This is a genomic window from Paraplanobispora takensis, from assembly GCF_016863195.1.
Lineage (GTDB): Bacteria > Actinomycetota > Actinomycetes > Streptosporangiales > Streptosporangiaceae > Planobispora > Planobispora takensis.
This window is the reverse complement of sequence record NZ_BOOK01000018.1, coordinates 49,473-67,509: the sequence shown is the minus strand read 5'-3', so window position 1 is coordinate 67,509 and position 18,037 is coordinate 49,473. Positions and strand designations below refer to the sequence as shown.

At 70.6% G+C, this 18,037-nt stretch carries 21 protein-coding genes and 1 tRNA gene; 9 read left to right on the top strand and 13 right to left on the bottom strand.

All coding sequences use genetic code 11. From position 1 onward, the window contains the following. Window positions 1-15: 15 nt before the first annotated feature. The 4 genes from Pta02_RS41180 to Pta02_RS13805 form a co-directional block, all read right to left on the bottom strand. Window positions 16-444, bottom strand: a complete 429-nt coding sequence (locus Pta02_RS41180; protein ID WP_239130476.1) for a hypothetical protein — start codon at window positions 442-444, stop codon at window positions 16-18. 221 nt (window positions 445-665) lie between these two features. Continuing rightward, a complete protein-coding gene (locus tag Pta02_RS13815; RefSeq protein WP_203875191.1) occupies window positions 666-1,370 on the bottom strand; it encodes a hypothetical protein in 705 nt (234 codons plus the stop codon). Beyond that, window positions 1,367-2,305 (bottom strand): ATP-binding cassette domain-containing protein, encoded by a 939-nt coding sequence (locus Pta02_RS13810; RefSeq protein WP_203875190.1) that lies wholly within the window; start codon window positions 2,303-2,305, stop codon window positions 1,367-1,369. The genes Pta02_RS13815 and Pta02_RS13810 overlap by 4 nt, the downstream gene beginning before the upstream one ends. Beyond that, window positions 2,302-2,664: a GntR family transcriptional regulator gene (locus Pta02_RS13805; RefSeq protein WP_203875189.1), complete on the bottom strand. Its 363-nt coding sequence runs from the start codon at window positions 2,662-2,664 to the stop codon at window positions 2,302-2,304. The genes Pta02_RS13810 and Pta02_RS13805 overlap by 4 nt, the downstream gene beginning before the upstream one ends. Window positions 2,665-2,881: 217 nt before the next feature. On the opposite strand from Pta02_RS13805, the gene Pta02_RS13800 reads away from it, so the two are divergent. Beyond that, window positions 2,882-3,112, top strand: coding sequence for a hypothetical protein (locus Pta02_RS13800; protein ID WP_203875188.1), 231 nt, complete (start codon window positions 2,882-2,884; stop codon window positions 3,110-3,112). 86 nt (window positions 3,113-3,198) lie between these two features. Here Pta02_RS13800 and Pta02_RS13795 read toward each other — a convergent pair. Further along, window positions 3,199-3,272: transfer RNA gene (locus Pta02_RS13795), tRNA-Lys, on the bottom strand. 212 nt (window positions 3,273-3,484) lie between these two features. Here Pta02_RS13795 and Pta02_RS13790 point away from each other — a divergent pair. After that, window positions 3,485-3,856 (top strand): PRC-barrel domain-containing protein, encoded by a 372-nt coding sequence (locus Pta02_RS13790; protein WP_203875187.1) that lies wholly within the window; start codon window positions 3,485-3,487, stop codon window positions 3,854-3,856. Between the two features lie 142 nt (window positions 3,857-3,998). Here the strand turns inward: Pta02_RS13790 and Pta02_RS13785 are convergent, their stop codons facing one another. Beyond that, window positions 3,999-4,595 carry a nucleotidyltransferase family protein gene (locus Pta02_RS13785; RefSeq protein ID WP_203875186.1) on the bottom strand — a complete coding sequence of 199 codons (597 nt, stop codon included), beginning with the start codon at window positions 4,593-4,595 and terminating at the stop codon, window positions 3,999-4,001. A gap of 64 nt (window positions 4,596-4,659) precedes the next feature. Here Pta02_RS13785 and Pta02_RS13780 point away from each other — a divergent pair, with 64 nt between their 5' ends. Together Pta02_RS13780 and Pta02_RS13775 are read left to right on the top strand one after the other, a co-directional pair. After that, on the top strand, window positions 4,660-5,169 hold the full coding sequence (locus Pta02_RS13780) for a DUF6328 family protein (protein WP_203875185.1): 510 nt from the start codon (window positions 4,660-4,662) through the stop codon (window positions 5,167-5,169). A gap of 25 nt (window positions 5,170-5,194) precedes the next feature. Then, window positions 5,195-5,344, top strand: coding sequence for a GPGG-motif small membrane protein (locus tag Pta02_RS13775; RefSeq protein ID WP_184719841.1), 150 nt, complete (start codon window positions 5,195-5,197; stop codon window positions 5,342-5,344). Window positions 5,345-5,520: 176 nt separating this feature from the next. Here Pta02_RS13775 and Pta02_RS13770 read toward each other — a convergent pair whose 3' ends face one another. Both Pta02_RS13770 and Pta02_RS13765 read right to left on the bottom strand, forming a co-directional pair. After that, the gene (locus Pta02_RS13770; protein WP_203875184.1) at window positions 5,521-6,264 is read right to left on the bottom strand and encodes a metallophosphoesterase family protein; all 744 of its coding nucleotides are present in this window, start codon (window positions 6,262-6,264) and stop codon (window positions 5,521-5,523) included. Further along, a complete protein-coding gene (locus Pta02_RS13765) occupies window positions 6,261-6,506 on the bottom strand; it encodes a BON domain-containing protein (protein ID WP_203875183.1) in 246 nt (81 codons plus the stop codon). The genes Pta02_RS13770 and Pta02_RS13765 overlap by 4 nt, the downstream gene beginning before the upstream one ends. A gap of 206 nt (window positions 6,507-6,712) precedes the next feature. Here Pta02_RS13765 and Pta02_RS13760 point away from each other — a divergent pair, with 206 nt between their 5' ends. Beyond that, window positions 6,713-6,970: a hypothetical protein gene (locus Pta02_RS13760; protein ID WP_203875182.1), complete on the top strand. Its 258-nt coding sequence runs from the start codon at window positions 6,713-6,715 to the stop codon at window positions 6,968-6,970. Between the two features lie 27 nt (window positions 6,971-6,997). On the opposite strand, the gene Pta02_RS13755 is transcribed toward Pta02_RS13760, so the two are convergent. After that, window positions 6,998-7,249, bottom strand: coding sequence for a DUF4235 domain-containing protein (locus Pta02_RS13755; RefSeq protein ID WP_203875181.1), 252 nt, complete (start codon window positions 7,247-7,249; stop codon window positions 6,998-7,000). A gap of 31 nt (window positions 7,250-7,280) precedes the next feature. Beyond that, window positions 7,281-7,544, bottom strand: a complete 264-nt coding sequence (locus Pta02_RS13750; RefSeq protein WP_203875180.1) for a DUF6458 family protein — start codon at window positions 7,542-7,544, stop codon at window positions 7,281-7,283. 76 nt (window positions 7,545-7,620) lie between these two features. On the opposite strand from Pta02_RS13750, the gene Pta02_RS13745 reads away from it, so the two are divergent. Then, a complete protein-coding gene (locus tag Pta02_RS13745) occupies window positions 7,621-8,139 on the top strand; it encodes a shikimate kinase (RefSeq protein ID WP_239130474.1) in 519 nt (172 codons plus the stop codon). A gap of 57 nt (window positions 8,140-8,196) precedes the next feature. Here Pta02_RS13745 and Pta02_RS13740 read toward each other — a convergent pair whose 3' ends face one another. The 3 genes from Pta02_RS13740 to Pta02_RS13725 all read right to left on the bottom strand — a co-directional run bounded on the left by Pta02_RS13740 (window position 8,197) and on the right by Pta02_RS13725 (window position 13,053). After that, on the bottom strand, window positions 8,197-8,775 hold the full coding sequence (locus Pta02_RS13740; RefSeq protein WP_203875179.1) for a DUF305 domain-containing protein: 579 nt from the start codon (window positions 8,773-8,775) through the stop codon (window positions 8,197-8,199). A gap of 64 nt (window positions 8,776-8,839) precedes the next feature. Then, window positions 8,840-9,721: a lytic polysaccharide monooxygenase auxiliary activity family 9 protein gene (locus tag Pta02_RS41175; RefSeq protein WP_239130472.1), complete on the bottom strand. Its 882-nt coding sequence runs from the start codon at window positions 9,719-9,721 to the stop codon at window positions 8,840-8,842. A 203-nt stretch (window positions 9,722-9,924) separates the two neighbouring features. Next, window positions 9,925-13,053 carry a M14 family metallopeptidase gene (locus Pta02_RS13725; RefSeq protein WP_203875178.1) on the bottom strand — a complete coding sequence of 1,043 codons (3,129 nt, stop codon included), beginning with the start codon at window positions 13,051-13,053 and terminating at the stop codon, window positions 9,925-9,927. Window positions 13,054-13,301: 248 nt separating this feature from the next. Between Pta02_RS13725 and Pta02_RS13720 the strand changes: the two genes are divergently transcribed. The 3 genes from Pta02_RS13720 to Pta02_RS13710 all read left to right on the top strand — a co-directional run bounded on the left by Pta02_RS13720 (window position 13,302) and on the right by Pta02_RS13710 (window position 17,983). Next, a complete protein-coding gene (locus Pta02_RS13720) occupies window positions 13,302-14,876 on the top strand; it encodes a serine/threonine-protein kinase (protein ID WP_203875177.1) in 1,575 nt (524 codons plus the stop codon). Continuing rightward, window positions 14,873-16,468, top strand: a complete 1,596-nt coding sequence (locus Pta02_RS13715) for a serine/threonine-protein kinase (protein WP_203875176.1) — start codon at window positions 14,873-14,875, stop codon at window positions 16,466-16,468. The genes Pta02_RS13720 and Pta02_RS13715 overlap by 4 nt, the downstream gene beginning before the upstream one ends. Before the next feature lie 66 nt (window positions 16,469-16,534). Then, window positions 16,535-17,983 carry a hypothetical protein gene (locus tag Pta02_RS13710; RefSeq protein WP_203875175.1) on the top strand — a complete coding sequence of 483 codons (1,449 nt, stop codon included), beginning with the start codon at window positions 16,535-16,537 and terminating at the stop codon, window positions 17,981-17,983. Window positions 17,984-18,037 lie beyond the last annotated feature (54 nt).

The window sequence follows — 18,037 nt, the reverse complement described above, 5'->3', positions numbered from 1 at the left end:
GCCGGACGGCGGAGGTCAGGAGAACACGTAGCACTCGACCTCGGCGCGGCGTGCCGTCTGGCCGCCCGCCACGGCCTCCGTGACGCACCGCCGCTCCCGCTCGCTGAGCGGGAGCGGCCCGCAGACGCCGACCCCGGAGTACGTCCGGCAGTCCAGCGCGTCGTTCCGCTCGCCCACCCGGTAGTCACGCCCGACCGCGTGCGTGCACCGCTCGCGCAGCCCCGCCGTGTCGGCGTAACGGCACTGTCCGGTCAGGATCCGGTACTGCTCGCCGCTCACCTCGACCAGGGCCCGGCTCTCCCCCGTCGCGACCGCCGCGGCCGGAGCCCGGCTCTCCCCCGTCGTGATCGCCGCGGCCGTGAAGGCCGTCCCGCCCGTGGCCCCGCAGCCGCCCGTCATGAGCCCTGTCGTGAACAGTGCGACCGCGCAGATGAATGCCCTCAATGTGTGCCCCCCGTCTCACCGTAGCCAGCGGGCGGTTTTGTCCAGGGAAAAGCCGCGTATCGGATGAGTAGGGCATTTCAGCGCCGCACCGCGCGCCGTACCCGCCCTTCGAGGGCTTTCCCGGACGGGGCCCGTGCGGAGTACCGGCCCTCAGCGAGCCGGAGGCCTCGCCTCAAGAGCCCTCTCTGATCATCGCGGCGTGCCGGGTCGCCCGCCGCGGATCAGGCGAGCCTGTTGCGGAGCGGGACGTCGCGGATGATCGACCAGGTCATCGCCAGGCCGAGCAGGGAGCAGCCGACCCCGCCCGCCAGAACGGTCAGGACGGTCGGCGTGGAGACGACGCCCAGCGGGAACCGGATGAAGGGCAGCCGCAGCTCGGTGCCGATGGCCGCCTCGCCCAGCACGACCAGCCCGATGCCCAGCGGGATCGACAGCAGCCCGCCGCCCTGCCAGCGGTAGAACGCCGCCGCCATGAAGGTCCCCGCGACGATCCAGGCGAGGAACTCGACGAGGTACTCGAGGAAGACGAGCGGCACGTCGGTCGGCGAGGCGAACAGGTGCGGCCGGGCCAGCTCCTGCGGCCAGCCGGCCACGTTGTACAGCAGCGTCTCCAGCAGATAGCCCAGGACGAGCAGGGCGGACAGGGCCGGCGCGTACAGCGCGACGGTCACCGCCGCCTGCGCGCCGAACTGCCTGCGGGTCTGCCCGTGCGCGATGTAGAGCGGGAGGAACTCCCGGATCATGGCGACGCCGGCGAACAGCGCGAACCAGCGGGGCACCTGCGTCGCGCTCTCCCACACGCTGTTCGTGAGCGTCCCGAAGACCGCGATGCCGACCGTGATCAGCGTGACGACCGCGTAGAAGGCCGCCCACACCAGTCCCGCGAAGAAGAGCTGGGAGGCGAGCAGACGGCTGGGGAATCTCATCGGGCGTCTCCAGACTGGTCGGCTCCGTGCGGAGCGGCGGCGTCTCCGGCCGGTACGGCCCGCGCGGCGTCCCCGGAGGGCTCGGTGAGGTGGACGAACAGGTCCTGCATGGCGATCGGGCCGAGTTCGAGGCCGGCCTCGCGGGCCTTCCTGCGCCGGGCCTCGTCGAGGTCGCCGTAGACCGTCGCCGAGGCGGTCGGGCCCAGCCGCCTGGTGTTCAGCACGGTGAGCCCGGCGGTGAACTCCGCCACCCGGTCGGCGGGCCCGGTGACGGCGGTGCCGCGTGCCAGCAGGGTCTGGCTCTCCTCCCGCACGACCAGCCTGCCCCGATCGATGATCATGACCTCCTCGAACAGCGGGCTGTACTCCTCGATCAGGTGGGTGGAGAGGATGATCGTGCGCGGGTGCGCCATGAAGTCGGCGAGCAGCGCGTCGTAGAAGGCGTAGCGGGAGGGTGCGTCCATGCCCAGATAGGACTCGTCGAACATGGTCAGCGGCGACCTGCTCGCCAGTCCGACCACCACGCCCAGCGCCGAGCGCTGCCCCTTGGACATGGCCTTGACGCTCATCTTGCGCCGCAGGCCGAAGCGCTCCAGCAGCTCGTTCGCGTAGGCGGCGTCCCAGCGCGGGCGCAGCCATTCGGCGAAGTAGAGCGCGTCGTCGACCTTGTCGATGTCGATCGTCTCGCCCGCGTCCCTGATCAGGCAGATCTCGCCGGTGACCTTCCCGTTCTCGAACACCGGCCGGCCGCCGACCCGGACCGTGCCGCCGGACTGCCTTCGGAAGCCCGCCAGCACCGACATCAGGGTCGTCTTGCCCGACCCGTTGCGGCCGAGGAGGCCGTAGATCTTCCCCTCGCCGAGCGAGAACGTCATGCCGTCGACGGCCCTGACCTCGCCGTAGTCCACCCGCAGATCGCGAACCTCGACGTTCATCCGCGTCCCTCCAGCTCGCCGATCCGCTTGACGACGTCGCCGAGGGGGATGCCGACGGCCTTGGCCTCGGCCACCATCGGGTCGACCACGTCGGCGAAGAACCTCTCTCTCCGTTCCGCCCTCAGCGCGTCGGGGGCGGCCGGACTGACGAACATGCCGATACCTCGCTTCTTGTAGAGGACGCCCTCGTCGACCAGCTGCTGGAACGCCTTGGCCGCGGTGGCCGGGTTGATCCGGTAGAAGGCGGCGTACTGGTTGGTCGACATGACCTGCTCGTCACCCTTGAGCACCCCGCTCAGCACGTCGGCCTTGATGCGATCGGCGATCTGCCGATAGATGGGGCTCCGGTCGTCGAACATGGCACCTGCTTCTTCGGTTCATCACTTGTGTAATGAACCGTAGAACGAGAGCGGGCGGGCGTCAACGGGTGGGGACGTCCGGCGGCGAGGAGATACCGAAGTCGCCTGGATCGGATACTTTCGTCGCTCTCCTGCCGGGATACCGGGGACTTCGGTCGGGCGCGCAGCGGCCCGAGGAGGGATCCGCGCGGCACCGGCCGATCACTAGCGTTGCGGCATGCGCGCAGTCCTTCGGATGGCGGGGATCGTCATGCTCGTGCAGGGCGTCAGCGGGACCATCGACCAGCTGGCCGTCCAGCCCTTCCTCGGCCCGATCCTCAACTTCTTCAACCGCTTCGTCGTCGAGCGGGTCGCCCTCCTGGAGGGCTACGAGATCTTCGCGAACCTGGTCATGGCGTTCCTGGGGGCCGCCGTGACCGTCGCCGCGGGACGGACCCGGCCGTCATGACAGCGGCGGGGCGGGGCGGGGAACGCGGACGCGGAGAACGCGGAAAGCCCGGGTCACCAGTGGTGACCCGGGCTTTCCGGTGCCGGTGCGCCGCCAGGGACTCGAACCCCGGACCCGCTGATTAAGAGTCAGCTGCTCTAACCAACTGAGCTAGCGGCGCTTGACCTGGACAAGACTACCGGACCCCGGACAGTGGTCCGTCCATGAGATGAAATTTCGTGATCGAAGAGCTCCCTGGCCTGGGGCGCCGCCCCTCCAGGAGATCATCCGCGGGTCCGGCCGCGAGATCGATGGGCAAAATTCCGTTTACCTCTTTTTGTGTGGGTACGGGAGTTGGGCCCCCGGAGACTCAACCCGAAGGGAGACAGCACCATGCAGCCCGAGCTGTGGACTTACCGTTCGGACGTCTACGACACCAACAAGAGCCTTGATGTCGCCGGCTACAACGTGGAAGCCACCGACGGCAAGATCGGCTCTGTCGACGAGGCGACCTACGATGTGGGCGAGAGCTACCTCGTGGTCGACACGGGTCCCTGGATCTTCGGCAAGAAGGTCCTCCTCCCGGCCAGCACGGTGACGCAGATCGACCCGCAGGAGCGGAAGATCTACGTGGCACGCACCAAGCAGGAGATCAAGGACGCGCCGGAATTCGACGAGTCCACCTTCAAGGAGACCTCCTACCGTGACCGTGTCGGGGAGTACTACGGCCGCTTCCCCTACGGCGGCGGCCCGGGTACCTACTGATCCGACGGGCATGAGGAAGGGCCCCGCCTCCCGGCGGGGCCCTTCCGCGTTCACGCCCTTCCGCGTTCACGCCCTTCCGCGTTCACGCCCTTCCGCGTTCACGGGGCCCGGCCCCTTCGGGGCCGGGCGCGAGTCCGGCCGCTCAGGGCCAGGACGGGTCCCCCGAAGGGTCGATGGGCCCGTTCACCACGCCCAGGCGCTCCAGCAGGGTCAGGAAGGTGAACGCGTACGGCGATGACTGGGTCACCGCCGCCACCCGGTTCCAGTCGACCTGCTCGCGCAGCGCACGGACCTGGGGAAGCAGGGAACCGTAGTCGCAGGCGTGCTCCGACAGCGGCAGCAACCAGGAAATGACCAGGTCGGTCGCCTCCAGGACGGGGACGATCACCGCGGACGCCTTCAGCGGCTCGGCCCGGTCCAGCAGGGACGGGGTGACCGCGTTGTCGGCGATCCTGAAGATCAGGTCGACCAGCCTGCCCTCGTCGTAGGCCTTGACCAGCCAGTCCTCCGGGGGCTTGACCGTCTCGAAGCCCAGATCTCGCAGCGCCTCCCAGGCCGTGGGAACCTCCTCCTGCGGCAGGACGAAGTCCACGTCGTGCAACGACGGAGCCGCGCCGCGGGCGTACGCGGCGCATCCTCCGGCTAGAGCAAACCGGACATCAGCGTCTTTCAGCGCGGTGCTCGCCCGCTTCAATGTCTCCAGAATCGCGTCTGTGACCTCGTGGCTGTGGCTTCCCATAGCGGAGGATTACCCCCTGAACCGGCCCCTAGTCACCAGGCATATCACCTTAAACCAGGGGTAAATGACCTGGATGATTCAGCCTTCGGATGCCCAAACGGAAGGGCCCCAGCCTGGCGAAAGCCACAAGGAACGGGTGGACCGAGAGCTGACCGAGCTCCTGCAGGGTTTGCGGGTCGCGGTCACCGGCGTACAGGTGCTGTTCGCCTTCCTCCTGACAGTCCCGTTCGCCGCGGGTTTCAACAAAGTCGACACCCTCGGCCGATGGTTGTTCTTCATCTCCTTGCTGAGCGCCGCCCTCGCCTCCATCTGTTTCATCACTCCTGCCGCCCAGCACCGGTTGTTGTTCCGGACCGGGCTGAAGGAGAGGATGCTGCACCGCGCCAACGAGCTCGGCATCGCCGGAGCCCTCGGACTGGCGGTCTCGATGACCAGCGCCGTGGCCCTCGTCACGGAGACGGTCATCGCCGGCTGGCCGGCGGCGGTTTTCGGCGGTGTCATCGGCCTGTTCAGCGCGTGGTTCTGGTTCCTCCAGCCGATCACCGATCTTTACCGGACGAAGGATGTTAATTAACCGTCCCTAGGGGCAGTTGCCGCTTATGGCTACTCTGCTTTGGATTATCGCAGTCGTACTCGTCATCTCGGGGATCTACGTGATCCTCGCCCGTCGCGACCTCCTGTGGGGGATCGTCCTCATCGTCCTCGGCTTCCTCGTCGGTCCCGGGGGTGTGAGCATCTTCAATGTCTGATGCGAGCCACGGCTCGCATGCGATCGGAAAAACCAGCATCACAAAGTCGCCCCGAATTCCCACGACAAGACCACGACAAGACTCAGCGGGCCGGGTTACCACCCGGCCCGCTTCGTGTGTTCCGGTATCCCTCGTGTCCCGCTGTGCCGCGGCGCCGTACACCTCGGCGACCGGGCTCAGCAGTGGTCGGGGTCCTCCCCGTGCTCGCCGAGGCAGTAGACCCCGTAGGCGCGGCCCAGCACCGGCAGGGCCACGTTGCGCACCCGGATGCCCCCGGGCGTCAGGCCCTTCTCCGTCCCCATGTGGGCGTGGCCGTGCAGGATCAGGTCGGCGCCCTCGGAGTCGACCGCCTCGGCCAGCAGGTAGCTGCCCAGGAACGGATAGATCTCCAGCGGCTCGCCGGCCAGGGTGTCGTTGACGGGCGAGTAGTGCGACAGGACGACGCGGCGGTCCGCCTGGAGTTCCTTGAGGGCCACCCTCCAGCGGTCGGCGATCCGCTTCGTGTGGTTGACGAAGGCCTTGATCTCCGGCTCGCCGAACTCGCTGGCGCACTTGCCCGCGAACCCGCCGCCGAACCCCTTGCCTCCGACCACTCCGAGCCGCACTCCCTTGACGTCGAGCACCACGGAGTCGTCGTGCAGCACCGAGATGCCCTCGTCCTTCAGCATCGCGGCGATCTCGGCGGGCTTGTCCGAGTGATGGTCGTGGTTGCCGAGCACGGCGACCACCGGGACGGGCAGGTCGCGGAACTCCTCGGCCACCACCTTGCCCTCCTCCAGGGTGCCGTGGCGGGTGAGGTCGCCGGCCAGCAGCAGAACGTCGGCCTTCTCCTCGATGCCCGAAAGGCGCGAACGGTAGCGTCCCCGGAGGTCCTCCCCCAGGTGCACGTCACCGACCGCCGCGATTCGCAGCTGACTCACAGCCTCTCCTCTCCTCCCGGTTCCCGGACGTCGACGACGCTGATCTCGTTGTGCACGACCAGGCCCGGAGCGGCCTCACCGGCCACGTCGGCGATCAGCTCGCGACGCTCCTCGCATCCCACCTGGCCTCGCAGGAACAGCTGGTCTCCGCGTACATCCACCCGTACGCCGAGTTCGTGGGTGCGGTCGTCCTCCGCCAGCGCGCTCTGCACCCGCGCGGCGACGTATTGCGGAGCCTCCATGTTGAACTCCTTTCGCCTCAAAACAGCTCGCCTTCCCGTGAAGCCCGAGGTCAAACAGGCGAAGAGCCCTGAGGGGAAGGGCGATGACGGGAAGGAGACGGCGAGAATCACCCGGCGACCAGGGCCGCTCCCGTCCTCACGGAAGTACCCGCCGCGCGTGGCTGTACGCCGAGAGTGACCATCGCTTCAACGGGTACGCCGTCCGCGTGAGCCGAGAAGACACGGTGATGCGCATGGGCGAGTACGCGAACCGGCCGGCGGCCGGGTCACGGGAGGACTGCCCTCCCGCCGGGCTGGCCCACCTGTGGCGGATGCCGGACGACGACGGCGGCGCTCGCAGGCGCCGGCCCGGTGACACACGGGCCCTGCTCCTGCGGCACCGCCGCATGGTGATGGTGCTGTTCCTGCTGGTGCTGGCCGGAGGGGCCGCCGCGTCCGCGGCGGTCCACCACCGCAGGCGCTGACCCGCCGGGGGTTGCCTGCCCGGCGGGTCACTTTCCGGTGGCCCGGTGGATGCTCCGTGCCGCGGACCTGTCGATCGCGGCCTTGACCACGCCGAAGATCGCACCTTGGATGGCCGCGGCGAAGAGCACCTCACCCCAGCCGTACTCGTCCGAGTTGGCCTGGGGCGCGTCGTCCTTGCCGGACGCGAGCTTCCAGACCTGCTTGAAGATGGCTCCGGCGATGGCGCCGCCGAGCATTCCGCTCGCGGCGCTCACACCACGGGATACGACCTTGCTCAATGTCCTTCCTCCGTTTCACCTCTCCGGGAACTCACACGACCGGGGGATCGTCGTAACGGCGCTCCTCGTAGACACGCTGGTGGGTCAGCGGGTCCTCGGTCACCACAGTGGTGCTGGAGGCCAGCGCACGACGGGCGGCGTTGAGCCGGTAGAGCGCGAACAGCAGCCACACCAGGCCGCCGAGCATCAGGATCACGCCGAGAACGTTGATGTCGAACCCGGCGAGGTCGAATTCGACCGCCCATGTGAAGATGGCGCCGAGCATGATGAGGACGATGCCGCCTGCGATGGTCATGGGTCTTCCCTCCTTCGAGCCAGTACCTCCTCCCTATCCCCCACACAGATCTCAAACGTCGCCGCCGGAGGCCGCCGTGGTACCTGACCGCCCGATCGTCGTCACCGGCCTCATGGGCGCGGGCAAGTCGTCGGTGGCGCGCCTGCTGGCCGCCGGGCTCGGGCGCGAGCTGCGCGACAGCGATCCCGACATCGCGGCGCTGTACGAGGGGGCCACGGCGGCGGAGATCGTCGCGACGGTGGGCAAGGCCGTGCTCCACCGCCGGGAGGCGGCGCACCTGAGCGAGGCCCTGGCGGAGCGGCCCGCCGTGGTGATCGCCGCGGCGGCGAGCACGGTGGACACCCCGGACTGCCGCCGGATGCTGAAGGAGGCGGTGGTGGTCTGGCTGGACGCCCCGCCGGAGGTCCTCGCCGAGCGCATGCGCTCCGGCGCGCACCGCCCGCACTTCGAGCGCGACCTCGAAGCGATGCTCGTCAAGCAGCGCGCCACCCGGGGACCGCTCTTCGCCGAGGTGGCCGACCTGGTCTTCGACGTCTCCGAGCTGACAGCCGAGGAGGTCGCCGCCCGGGTGCTCGCCGCTCTGGACGAACGGTAGCCGTACGGCGCGCATCGGACCGCACCGGCGAGCATCGGGCGGTACGGCGAAGCGGGCCTACTGGCCGAGGAAGGCCAGCATCTGCCGGATCTGCGCCGTGCGGGAGGCCTCGATCCGCCTGGCCAGGAGCACCACCCCGGGGTTGCGCCCGTCGGCCGCCTCCACCCTCGCCATCTGCACGGCGTCGTCCTGGTGGGCGATCAGCATGTCCAGGAACACCTTCTCGAAGTCGGCCGGAGCGGCCTTCTCGGCGGCCTGGATCTCCCGGCGGCTCGTGCCGGGCATGCCGCCGTGGGCGGCGTGCCCGTCGGCCGGCGCGGTCGCGGGCTGGTCCCAGTCCCGCAGCAGGCGGGCCATCTCGGCCGTCTCCCCCTCCTGCGTCGCGGCGATCGCCGCCGCGAGGGTGCCGACCTCGTCGCGGACGGCCCGCCCGCGCGCCAGGCGGGCGATCTCCACCCCCTGGCCGCTGTGGACGGCCATCATCTGCAGGAACATCACATCGGCCGGGTTGAAGTCCCGGCCGGTGGCGGCCTCGGTGGCGCGCTCGGCGACCACGCCCCTGGCCCACTCCCCGCCGGAGACGCCGCAGCCGGACAGCAGCAGGGCGGTCAGGACGACCGGGACGGCACGCTTCATCGGATCCTCCAGCGTGGGGATCCCGGGTCCCGCCGCGGACGGGCGGAACCCGGGAGGGGACGTCCTAGACGCGCTTCCAGAGAGCCGGCACGTTCGGCGGCTCCCAGCCCGGCAGGGAGGTGTGGGCCTGCAGGCACTGGTAGGTCGCGCCGCCGTAGGTCACCCGCGCGCCCGCCGCATAGGCGGTGTTCGACGCCCAGGTGCCGCCCGGCTGCGTGACGGTCGGGGTCGGCGTCGGCGTGACCGTCGGGGTGACGGTCGGCGTCGGCGTGACAGTCGGGGTGACGGTGGGGGTCGGGGTGGGCGTGCTGCCGCCGCCTCCGAAGTCGACGTCGCTGCAGGTGTAGAAGGCCTCGTCGCTGCCCACGACGCGCTGCCAGATCGAGTAGATCATCGCCCGGCCGGTGCGCTGCGGGAGGTTGATGGTCCAGTTGGTGAAGGTGGTGGGGTTCTGGTTGTTGAAGGTCTTTATGTGCTCCAGGTCCGACCAGCGCAGCGGCTGGGTCGGGCTCCATCCGGGCTTGGTGATGTAGAACTCGAAGTTGCTGTTGGCGTGCGGCGCGGTCGCGTGGTAGGTGATCGTCAGCGGCCCGGGGCTGACCCGGGTGGCCGGCCAGTCGGCGCGGGGGAGGTCGAGGCCGCGATACTTGTCACGCCCGGCGCTGCACAGCTTGCCGTCCGGGATGATCTCGCGGTGCCGTCCGGCCGCGGTCAGCAGCGACACCTCGTGCCAGTCGTAGAAGGCCTGGGTGCCGCCGGCCGCGACGGCGGCCTTGCACGCGGCGGACTTGGGATTGTCCGGGCCCTCGGTCTTGCAGACGTACGCGCGGCTGGGCGGGTTCGACATGGACCCGTGGGCGCCCGCGGGGGCCGACGGGAGCAGGGCCAACAGGGATCCGGCCGTGAGCGCGACGGCTCCGGTGATCAGTTTGTGTCGCAGGTGCACGTGGACTCCTCCAACGGGGGGACAGGGAGGTCGAACATGTCCAACGGCCGACGGATAGCACGTTATTAATAGGAAACCTTACTAAGAATTTCCGTCTCCGGCCAGACATCCGCCCGCGACACGCGGGAGGGCCGGGCACCGCGACGGCGCCCGGCCCCCTTCGGGCCGTACGGCGCGGCGCGCCGTACGGCCGGTCGGTCCTCCTAACCGATCAGATGCCTCATGATCTTCTTGAGCACGGCGACCCGCTCGGCGTCGCCCGCGATCTGCTCCAGGCCGAAGCCGAGGAACACGGTGTCCCGCGTCGTGACCGCGGCCGTCTTGTCGGCCTGCGCCCTGGCGAAGTCACCGGCCCCGGTCGGGCTGCCGGGCGGCGGGCCCGGGATGGACCAGGGGCCGAGCCCGGACTCGAAGCCCTCGGCGTCGAGGGTCCCGCCGCTGGTGGTGACCCTGGTGTCGTCGACGAAGGCGCCGACCCCTCCGGTGCCCGGGTCGGTCACGTAGCTGATCGAGACCTCGACCTGCTGGCCCGCGTAGGGGGACAGGTCGAAGGCCACCTGCTGCCAGCCCTCCGAGTCACCGGTGAACCTGTTCCAGGACCCGCTGGTACCGGTCGGCTGGCACGGGTTGCCCGGGGTCAGATAGTGGGTCAGCCACGGGTGCTCGTCCAGCAGGAAGCCGGCCTCGCACTCGGCCGGGACGCCGGTGTCGGTCCCGCCGTTCAGGTCGGGCAGCGTCGTCCAGTTCTCCTGGCCGACGGTGTGGGCCTCGACGATGACGTTGTCGTAGCTCTCCTCGGTGTTGAAGGAGAGCTGGAACGCCAGCCTCGGCTGCTGGGCCGCGGTCACCGACGACAGGTCGACCGTGCGGGTCAGCCTCATGTAGGAGTCGTCGCTGTGCGGGCCCGCGACGTACCAGTCGCCCTCGGCCGGGTCGAACGGCCCGGTCGCGCCCTGGTAGACCGCCGAGGCCGAGCTCCTGAACTGCGGGAACTCATCCGGCGGCAGCACGTCGCTGGTGACCTGCAGGCTGCCGGCCTCATCCAGCGGGTTGTCGGCCACGGCCGGCCCGCCGAAGGTGGCCGAGACCCCGGTCAGCGGATTGCCGGTGCCGGTGATCCCGGTCGGCCCGCTGCGCGAGGTCCGCCCGTAGACGCCCATGTAGTACTGGGCGAAGTCGTCGGCCAGCAGCAGGCACTCCTCGAAGAAGCCGTCGATCGTGGTGACCACGCAGTCGGCGTCCGGCGCGCCGTCCAGGCCGTAGTAGATGCCGCCGAGCGTGGAGCCCAGGATCCCGTAGTACGCGGCGGTCTCACCGGTGTGCAGCAGCTTGCCGCCCTCGTTGAGATAGTCGCGCACCGAGATGGTCAGGTCCTGCTGCGACCTGCGGACGTCCAGGTCGGGCAGCGGGCCGAGCGGCGTCTGGGTGACCACGTCCTGCGCCTCCATGGCGAGCCGGTCGTCGCCCAGATACCAGGCCACCGCCTTGAAGTGGCCGAGCACGCCGAGGTGGTGCGGCACGCCCTGCTTGTCGACGTCCCAGGTCTCGGAGGAGTAACCGGCCGTCCGCAGCGCCTGCGCGTACTGCGCGGCGTACTTCGGCGCGGTCACCGAGGCGGGGTAGGTGGGGTTGAAGCCGGTGTAGTCCTCGTTGGCCAGGACGAGCACCTTGGCGCTGCTCTTCTTCTGCAGCGTGTAGGTGAAGTGCTGGCTCTCCACGGTCCCGCCGCCGAGCTTGAACCCGGTGAACCAGACCTCGACCTTGTCCCCCGGTCTCGCCCCCCGGACCGTGGCCCGGTACTCGGCGAAGTACTCGTCGTTCTCGTCGCCGTAGCGCTCGCCGCCGTCCCACTCGCTCACCGGCCGGATCTGGGCGGGCCCGCCGTTGATCCGGAAGCGCATCGTCTTGGCCAGCAGCGACCGGCGGGCGATGACCGCCACCGGCTGCGGGTCACCGTAGGAGACGGTGAAGCTGTCGGGCCGGAAGTCCGGCACGGTACGGCCGACCGGGGAGACGGGCCGGTCGGGGGTGAAGACCGACTTGGCGACCGACAGCGCCAGCGGGATGTTCTTGGCGAACTCCGCCTGGATCAGCGCCTCGCTGTCGGGGAAGGTGAAGCCCTGACCGCCCTCGCAGTCCTCCAGCGTCCACTCGTCGTCCGGCACGCTCTCGACCGCGACCTCGCAGGTGCTCATCTCGGGCGTGATCGGCAGCGCGTCACGCCTGTTGGCCATGTGCCCGTCGGTCTCACCGTTGGTGGTGTAGAGCTCGGCGCCGATGTCGGGGTCGTAGCCCGGTACGGCGGGCGTCGCGTCGTCGCCGAGCAGCGCCTCGAAGATCAGATCGTCGGGCGAGGGGGTGGCCTGCTGCCAGCCCACGCCGTACAGCAGGAGCTGCGCGGCCGAGTGGTAGTTCATCAGGTAGGTGAACTTCACCCGCCGGGCGAGGTCGTCGACCGCCTTGGTCTCGGGCTCGGACTGCGGGCTCGGACCGCGGTAGGTCAGGCTGGCCGGGTTGGGCGAGGAGCCCTCGTTGTCGTAGCCCCACTTGTAGGCGAGGTTGCGGTTGAGGTCCACGCCGTCGGCGCTGGTGGTCTGGCCGTCGCCGTTGTTGTCGCGCAGGTTCTTGCGCCACAGGCGGTTGCCCTCGGTGAAGGTGTGGTCGTAGCCGTCGGGGTTGGCCACCGGGATGAACCACAGCTCCGTGGTGTCCACGAGCTTGGTGATCTCGGCGTCGGTGCCGTAGCCGTTGAGATAGTGCAGCAGCAACCGGCGGACCATCTCCGGAGTGATCCACTCGCGGGCGTGCTGGGCCGCCATGTAGAGGGTCGCCTTGCGGGAGCCGTCCCGCAGCTTGCGGGCGTCCTTGGTGACCTTGATCGCGGTGAGCTTCTGTCCCTTGACCGTCGTGCCGATGTCGACGACCTTGGCGATGTTCGGCTTGGCGTCCGCCGCGGCGACGATCTGCTCGCGGATGCCGCCCGCGCCGCTGTAGGGCTTGAAGACGCCGTCACCCTTGGCCGCCGCCTTGCGCTGCGCGGCCTGCCGGGCGGTCAGGGTGAGACCGCTCTTGGCGAGCTGTTCGGCCTGCGCCGTGCCGAGGATCACCTCGACGGCGACCTTTCCGTCCGCGGACTTGGTGAGCCGCAGCTCCTCGCGGTCGACGCCGGACCGCACCAGCGTCGCGAGCTGCTCCCGGGTGAGCTCTCCGGTGTAGACGTGGATCCCGTCGCCCGCGTCCGGCGGGTCCGGGACCGCCTCCGCGGGCAGGGACACGACCATGCTCGCGAGCATGGCCGTCACGGCGAGAACGGCTAATCTCGCACGTTTCATCGCGACCTCCGCACCTCCCCCGAACCAAAGGAATGTGCGAAATCTGCGCGTCTGACGGAAAGGTGTCAACGCCCCCGACGCCCGTGACCACATGTGGTCACCGGGGCTTTTGGGCCTTCCCGGATGACCATGGATATGCCTGCTCCACGGGGAATGGATCGGTCCCGCACCGGCCCCCTCCCGGCCCCGTCCCGCGTCACGTAGAGCGACCTGCTGAGCATGATCAGTGATTCCGCTATCCTCCCGATATGCCCGACAGGGAGGATTTTGCGGCGCGCTACCGTCTACTGCGCCAGCTCGGCAGCGGCGGAATGGGAACCGTCTGGCTGGCCCGGGACGAGATGCTGCACCGCGAGGTGGCGGTCAAGGAGCTGACCCTGCCCCCCGGGGCCGACGAGTCCCGGCGCGCCGACATGGTCGCGCGCGCCGTACGGGAGGCGCAGGCCACGGCACAGGTGCGCCACCCCTCCGTGGTGGCCATCCACGATGTGGCGGCCCACGACGGCAAGCCGTGGATCGTCATGGAACTGCTGCGCGGCCGCACCCTCGCCGACGTCGTGGAGGAGCACGGGCCGCTCCCCCCGCGGCACGTGGCCGCGCTCGGCGCGCAGCTCCTGGACGGCCTGGCCGCGGCGCACGCCCGCGGGATCCAGCACCGCGACGTCAAACCGGGCAACGTCTTCCTGACCGACACCGGGCGCGCCGTGCTGACCGACTTCGGCATCGCCAAGCTCACCGGCGAGGAGACGCTCACCCAGACGGGACTGCTCATCGGCTCGCCCGGCTTCATCGCCCCCGAGCGCCTCGACGGCGAGCGGGGCGGCCCGGCCTCGGACCTGTGGTCGCTGGCGGCCACCCTCTACTACGCCGTCGAGGGCGTGGCCGCCTTCGACGGCGAGCCGATGGCGAGGCTGTCGAAGGCCCTGGCCGGGAAGGTCACGCCGCCGCGGCTGGCGGGCCCGCTCGGGCCGGTCCTGATGGCGATGATGGCCAGGGAGCCGGAGCGGCGCCCGGACGCCGACACGGCGCGGTGGATGCTCACACAGGTCGCCGAGGGCCACACCCCCGAGGTGTGGGCCCCTCCGCCCGCCCCGGACGCCCGGGTCCCCGGCCCGGCGCACCCCGGCACGGACCCCGGCCTCTCCGGCCCGCCGCACCGGCCCGGCACCGGCCCCGGCGAGACCGCGCCCCGCCGCTCCCGGTTCCCGCTGTGGATCGCCCTGGGCGTCACCGCGTGCGTGGTGGCCGCCGCCGTGTGGATCACGCTGACGCTGACCGGAGGCCAGGCCGACAAGACGGCGTTCACCCAGCCGGTGGATCTGTGCGCCCTGCTCACGCCCGCCCAGGTCCGCGAGATCACGCGGGCCCCCCAGCCGCCGCAGGGCAGCCCGAAGGACGAGGGCTGCACCTGGACCACCGCCGACACCGGGATCGCGCTGATCCCGCACGCCGACGGCGACACGCCGCAACCGTGGATGATGACCCCCCAGGCCGCTCAGAACCTCCTGGTCAGCCAGGGCCGTGACCACTCCCAGCCGGGCAGCGGCATCCCGTGGGAGTGGGAGGAGATAGGGATGAAGGATCTGACCGCCGTCTCGACGGCGGGGCAGCCGGTGCAGGAGCTGGGAGAGGGGGCCTTCACCTACGACCTGAAGTCCGAGCTCGGCCAGACCCACACCGGCGTCGTGCACTTCCGGGCGCTCAACCTCGTCATCGAGGCCCGTTACTCCACCCTCTCGGCCAAGCCCACCGACGCCGACATCAGGAACAACGCGCTCAAGGCCGCCCGGTGGGCCGAAGCGGCGCTGCGGAGCCGGGCATGAGCGAGGAGCGGATCCTGGCCGGCAGGTACCGGCTGCTGGAACGGCTGGGCGAGGGCGGCGCGGGCACGGTCTGGCGGGCGCGCGACGAGATGCTCCGCCGCGACGTCGCCGTCAAGCGGCTGCGCGGCGGGGAGGCCTTCGCCGAACGCGCGATCACCGAGGCCAGGGCCGCCGCCCGGGTGAGCCACCCGTCCATCGTCATGGTCCACGACGTGGTCACCGACGACGGGCAGCCGTGGATCGTGATGGACCTGGCCGGCGGGAGCTCCCTGGACCGGGTGATCGACCGGCAGGGCGCCCTCGCGCCGGCCAGGGTCGCCGCGATCGGCCTGAGCGTCCTGGACGCCCTGGAGGCGGCGCACGCGCACGGCCTGCTCCACCGGGACGTCAAACCCGCCAACGTCCTGCTCGGCGAGGACGGTACGGCGATGCTCAGCGACTTCGGCATCGCCGTGCCGATGACCGGCGAGGCCAGTACGGCGAGCCGCGCGGGCTCGGCCGGGTACACGGCCCCGGAGCGCCTGCGGGAGGAGCCCGCGGGACCGGCCTCCGACCTGTGGTCGCTCGGGGCGACGCTGTACACGGCCGTCGAGGGCCGCGCCCCCTTCCACAGCGACCACCCCGCCGCCGTCGCCGCCGCCGTGCTGATGCGCGAGCCCCCGGATCCGGTCCGGGCGGGGCCCGCGCTCGGCTCGCTCCTGCACGGCATGCTGGCCAAGGACCCGCAGCGGCGTCCGGACGCCGCCACGATCCGGCAGGTGCTGCACGACATCGTCCGCGCCGACCGGGTCGCGAGCGGTCACAGCGGCGGGTTCAGCGGCCCACGGCCCGTCATGGCCGGGGCCTCCGCCGCGGACCGCGCGAACCCCTCCGTCTTCGAGCCCACCACCGCACCGGTCCGGCGGGGGCTCGTCACCCCGCCGCCCCCGGCCGCGCCCCGCCGCCGCCGTGGGCCGCTGTGGGCCGGGGCCGCCGTGCTGGCGGTCGCACTGGCCGCCGGCGCCGTGGTCACCTTCCGCACGGTCACGGCCGGGGAGCCCGTGCCGGATCGCGGCCGGTTCGCCGCCACGCCCGAGGCGTGCGGCCTGCTCACCGTCGAGCAGGCCCGCGGGCTGATCGGCGAGATCTTCGATCCGCGCATGACCAGGGTGGACGAGTGCACCTGGCAGGACACCAAGGGCACCGGCAACTACCGCTGGCTCAGCGTGCGGGCCCAGGCCGTACCGTCCCAGGGCGGCCAGGGCGCGGGTCAGACCGCCCGGATGCTGTTCGAGCGCAGGAAGAAGGAGGCCGCCGCGACCACCGGGACCGACACCGAGTTCGGCCGTCAGACGTGGTCGCCCGTCCGGGACGTCCCCGGGGTCGGCGACGAGGCTTTCACCCAGGACTACTGGAGGGTGGGCCGCAGCATCTCCAGGACCATCTGCTCGACGACGCTCCGGGTCGACAACCTGATCGTCGAGGTCGTCTGGACCCGCGCCGAGGACGGCGGTGTCACCCCCGGTGACCAGCGGACCGTGCGCCGAGCCGCCGAACTGGTCGCGGCGGGACTCGGCACTTCCGGAAAAACGGTCCGAACTTCCGGGGGGTGAGGGAGATCTCACAGATGAGACCCCTCCCTCACGGTCCCGCTCCCCCATTCCCGCACAGGAGATTCCGTGAACCCCCATAATCCAGAACCGCCCACCACCCCGGTCAGGTGGGACACCACCGCGCCCTCCCCCGCGCCGCGGCGGCGCTGGCTGGTGCCCGCCGTGGCCGGAGTGACCGCCCTGGCCGCCACCGGCGGCGTCGTCCTGTACATGGTGAACCGGCCCGCCGAGACGCGGGATCCGGTCTCCTCCGCCGCCTCCCCGGCGGTCCCCGCGGCCGCCTCCCCGTCGGGGCCGATCGACGCCTGCGCCACCGTCGACTCCGCCGAGACCGACCGTCTCGTCCCGGAGGGGAAGGTGACCGAGGCCACCAACGACAGGCGGAGCTCCGAGTTCCCCTCCGTCACCTGGAGCTGCAGCTGGCAGAACCTCGACTACTCCTTCGGGGAGTACAGCCGGTCCCGCGAGATCAGCGTGGAGATCACCCAGCACCTCGGGCACAAGGGCGAGACCGCCGACACGGTCTCCCGCAAGCAGTACGGCATCGACCTGCAGAGCAGCCGCTACACCGCCACCCATCCCCTCAAGGACAGCTACTTCTCCGACGTGGTGCCGGTGACCGGGGCCGGTGACGAGGCCCACTCCCAGTACACCTGGTACAAGGGCAAGACCCAGACCGCCTTCGGCCAGGGCTTCAGCCGGGTGGGGGATCTCACCGTCAAGGTGAAGTACCAGGCCGGCCAGGTGCGCAAGGACCTGCCGCTGTTCACCAGCACCGGCAAGAAGTCCGTCAACGAGGAGAACGCGCTGCGCGAGGTCAAGCTCCTGCTCACCCAGGCGTCGCAGTCGGCCGCGGCCTGGCGGCAGGGCAGGCCGTACGCCCGCGCCACCCCTCCGCCCAGCCCGACGCCGACGCCGACCGTCACGCCGACGCCGGTCCCGATCGCCATGCCCAAGGCCTGCGCCGCGGTGGAGCCGATCGCCACCCCGCTGGTCACCGGCGCGAAGGCCACCTTCGAGCGCACGCAGGACGGCAACAAGACGATCACCGTCTGCAAGTGGAACAACAGGGAGATCCCCGCCGCGAAGGGGCGGCTCGGCCTGCGCACGGTCTACGTCAGCATCACCGCCTTCACCAACCGCGCCGGGAGCCCGGACTTCGGGGCGGCCAAGCAGTACTACATCGACCTGCGCGCCAAGGCCAAGCAGTGGGAGGGCAGCGGGTTCCAGGGATTGTTCTACTACAAGGTCAACGAGCCCGCGGGCTGGGGCGACGGCGGGCACTACCAGTACCGCAAGAACCGCACCCCGAGCGCGCACGTCGGGGTCGCCGACAGCGCCGTCCGCATCGGCACGACGGTGATCGAGGTCACCTACGGCGGCTCCGAGCGCCCCAAGAACACTCCGATCAACTACGCCAAGTCCGTCCTCATGCCGCAGAAGCAGGCGATCGCCGGCGTCGTCCCGGTCACCGAGGCGATAGTGAAGGGCTTCAAGGAGAACGGCGTCAGCTGACCGGCCCGGCCGGGCACCGCCCCGTTCCGTGCGGGAAGCCCGCCCGGTCCCACG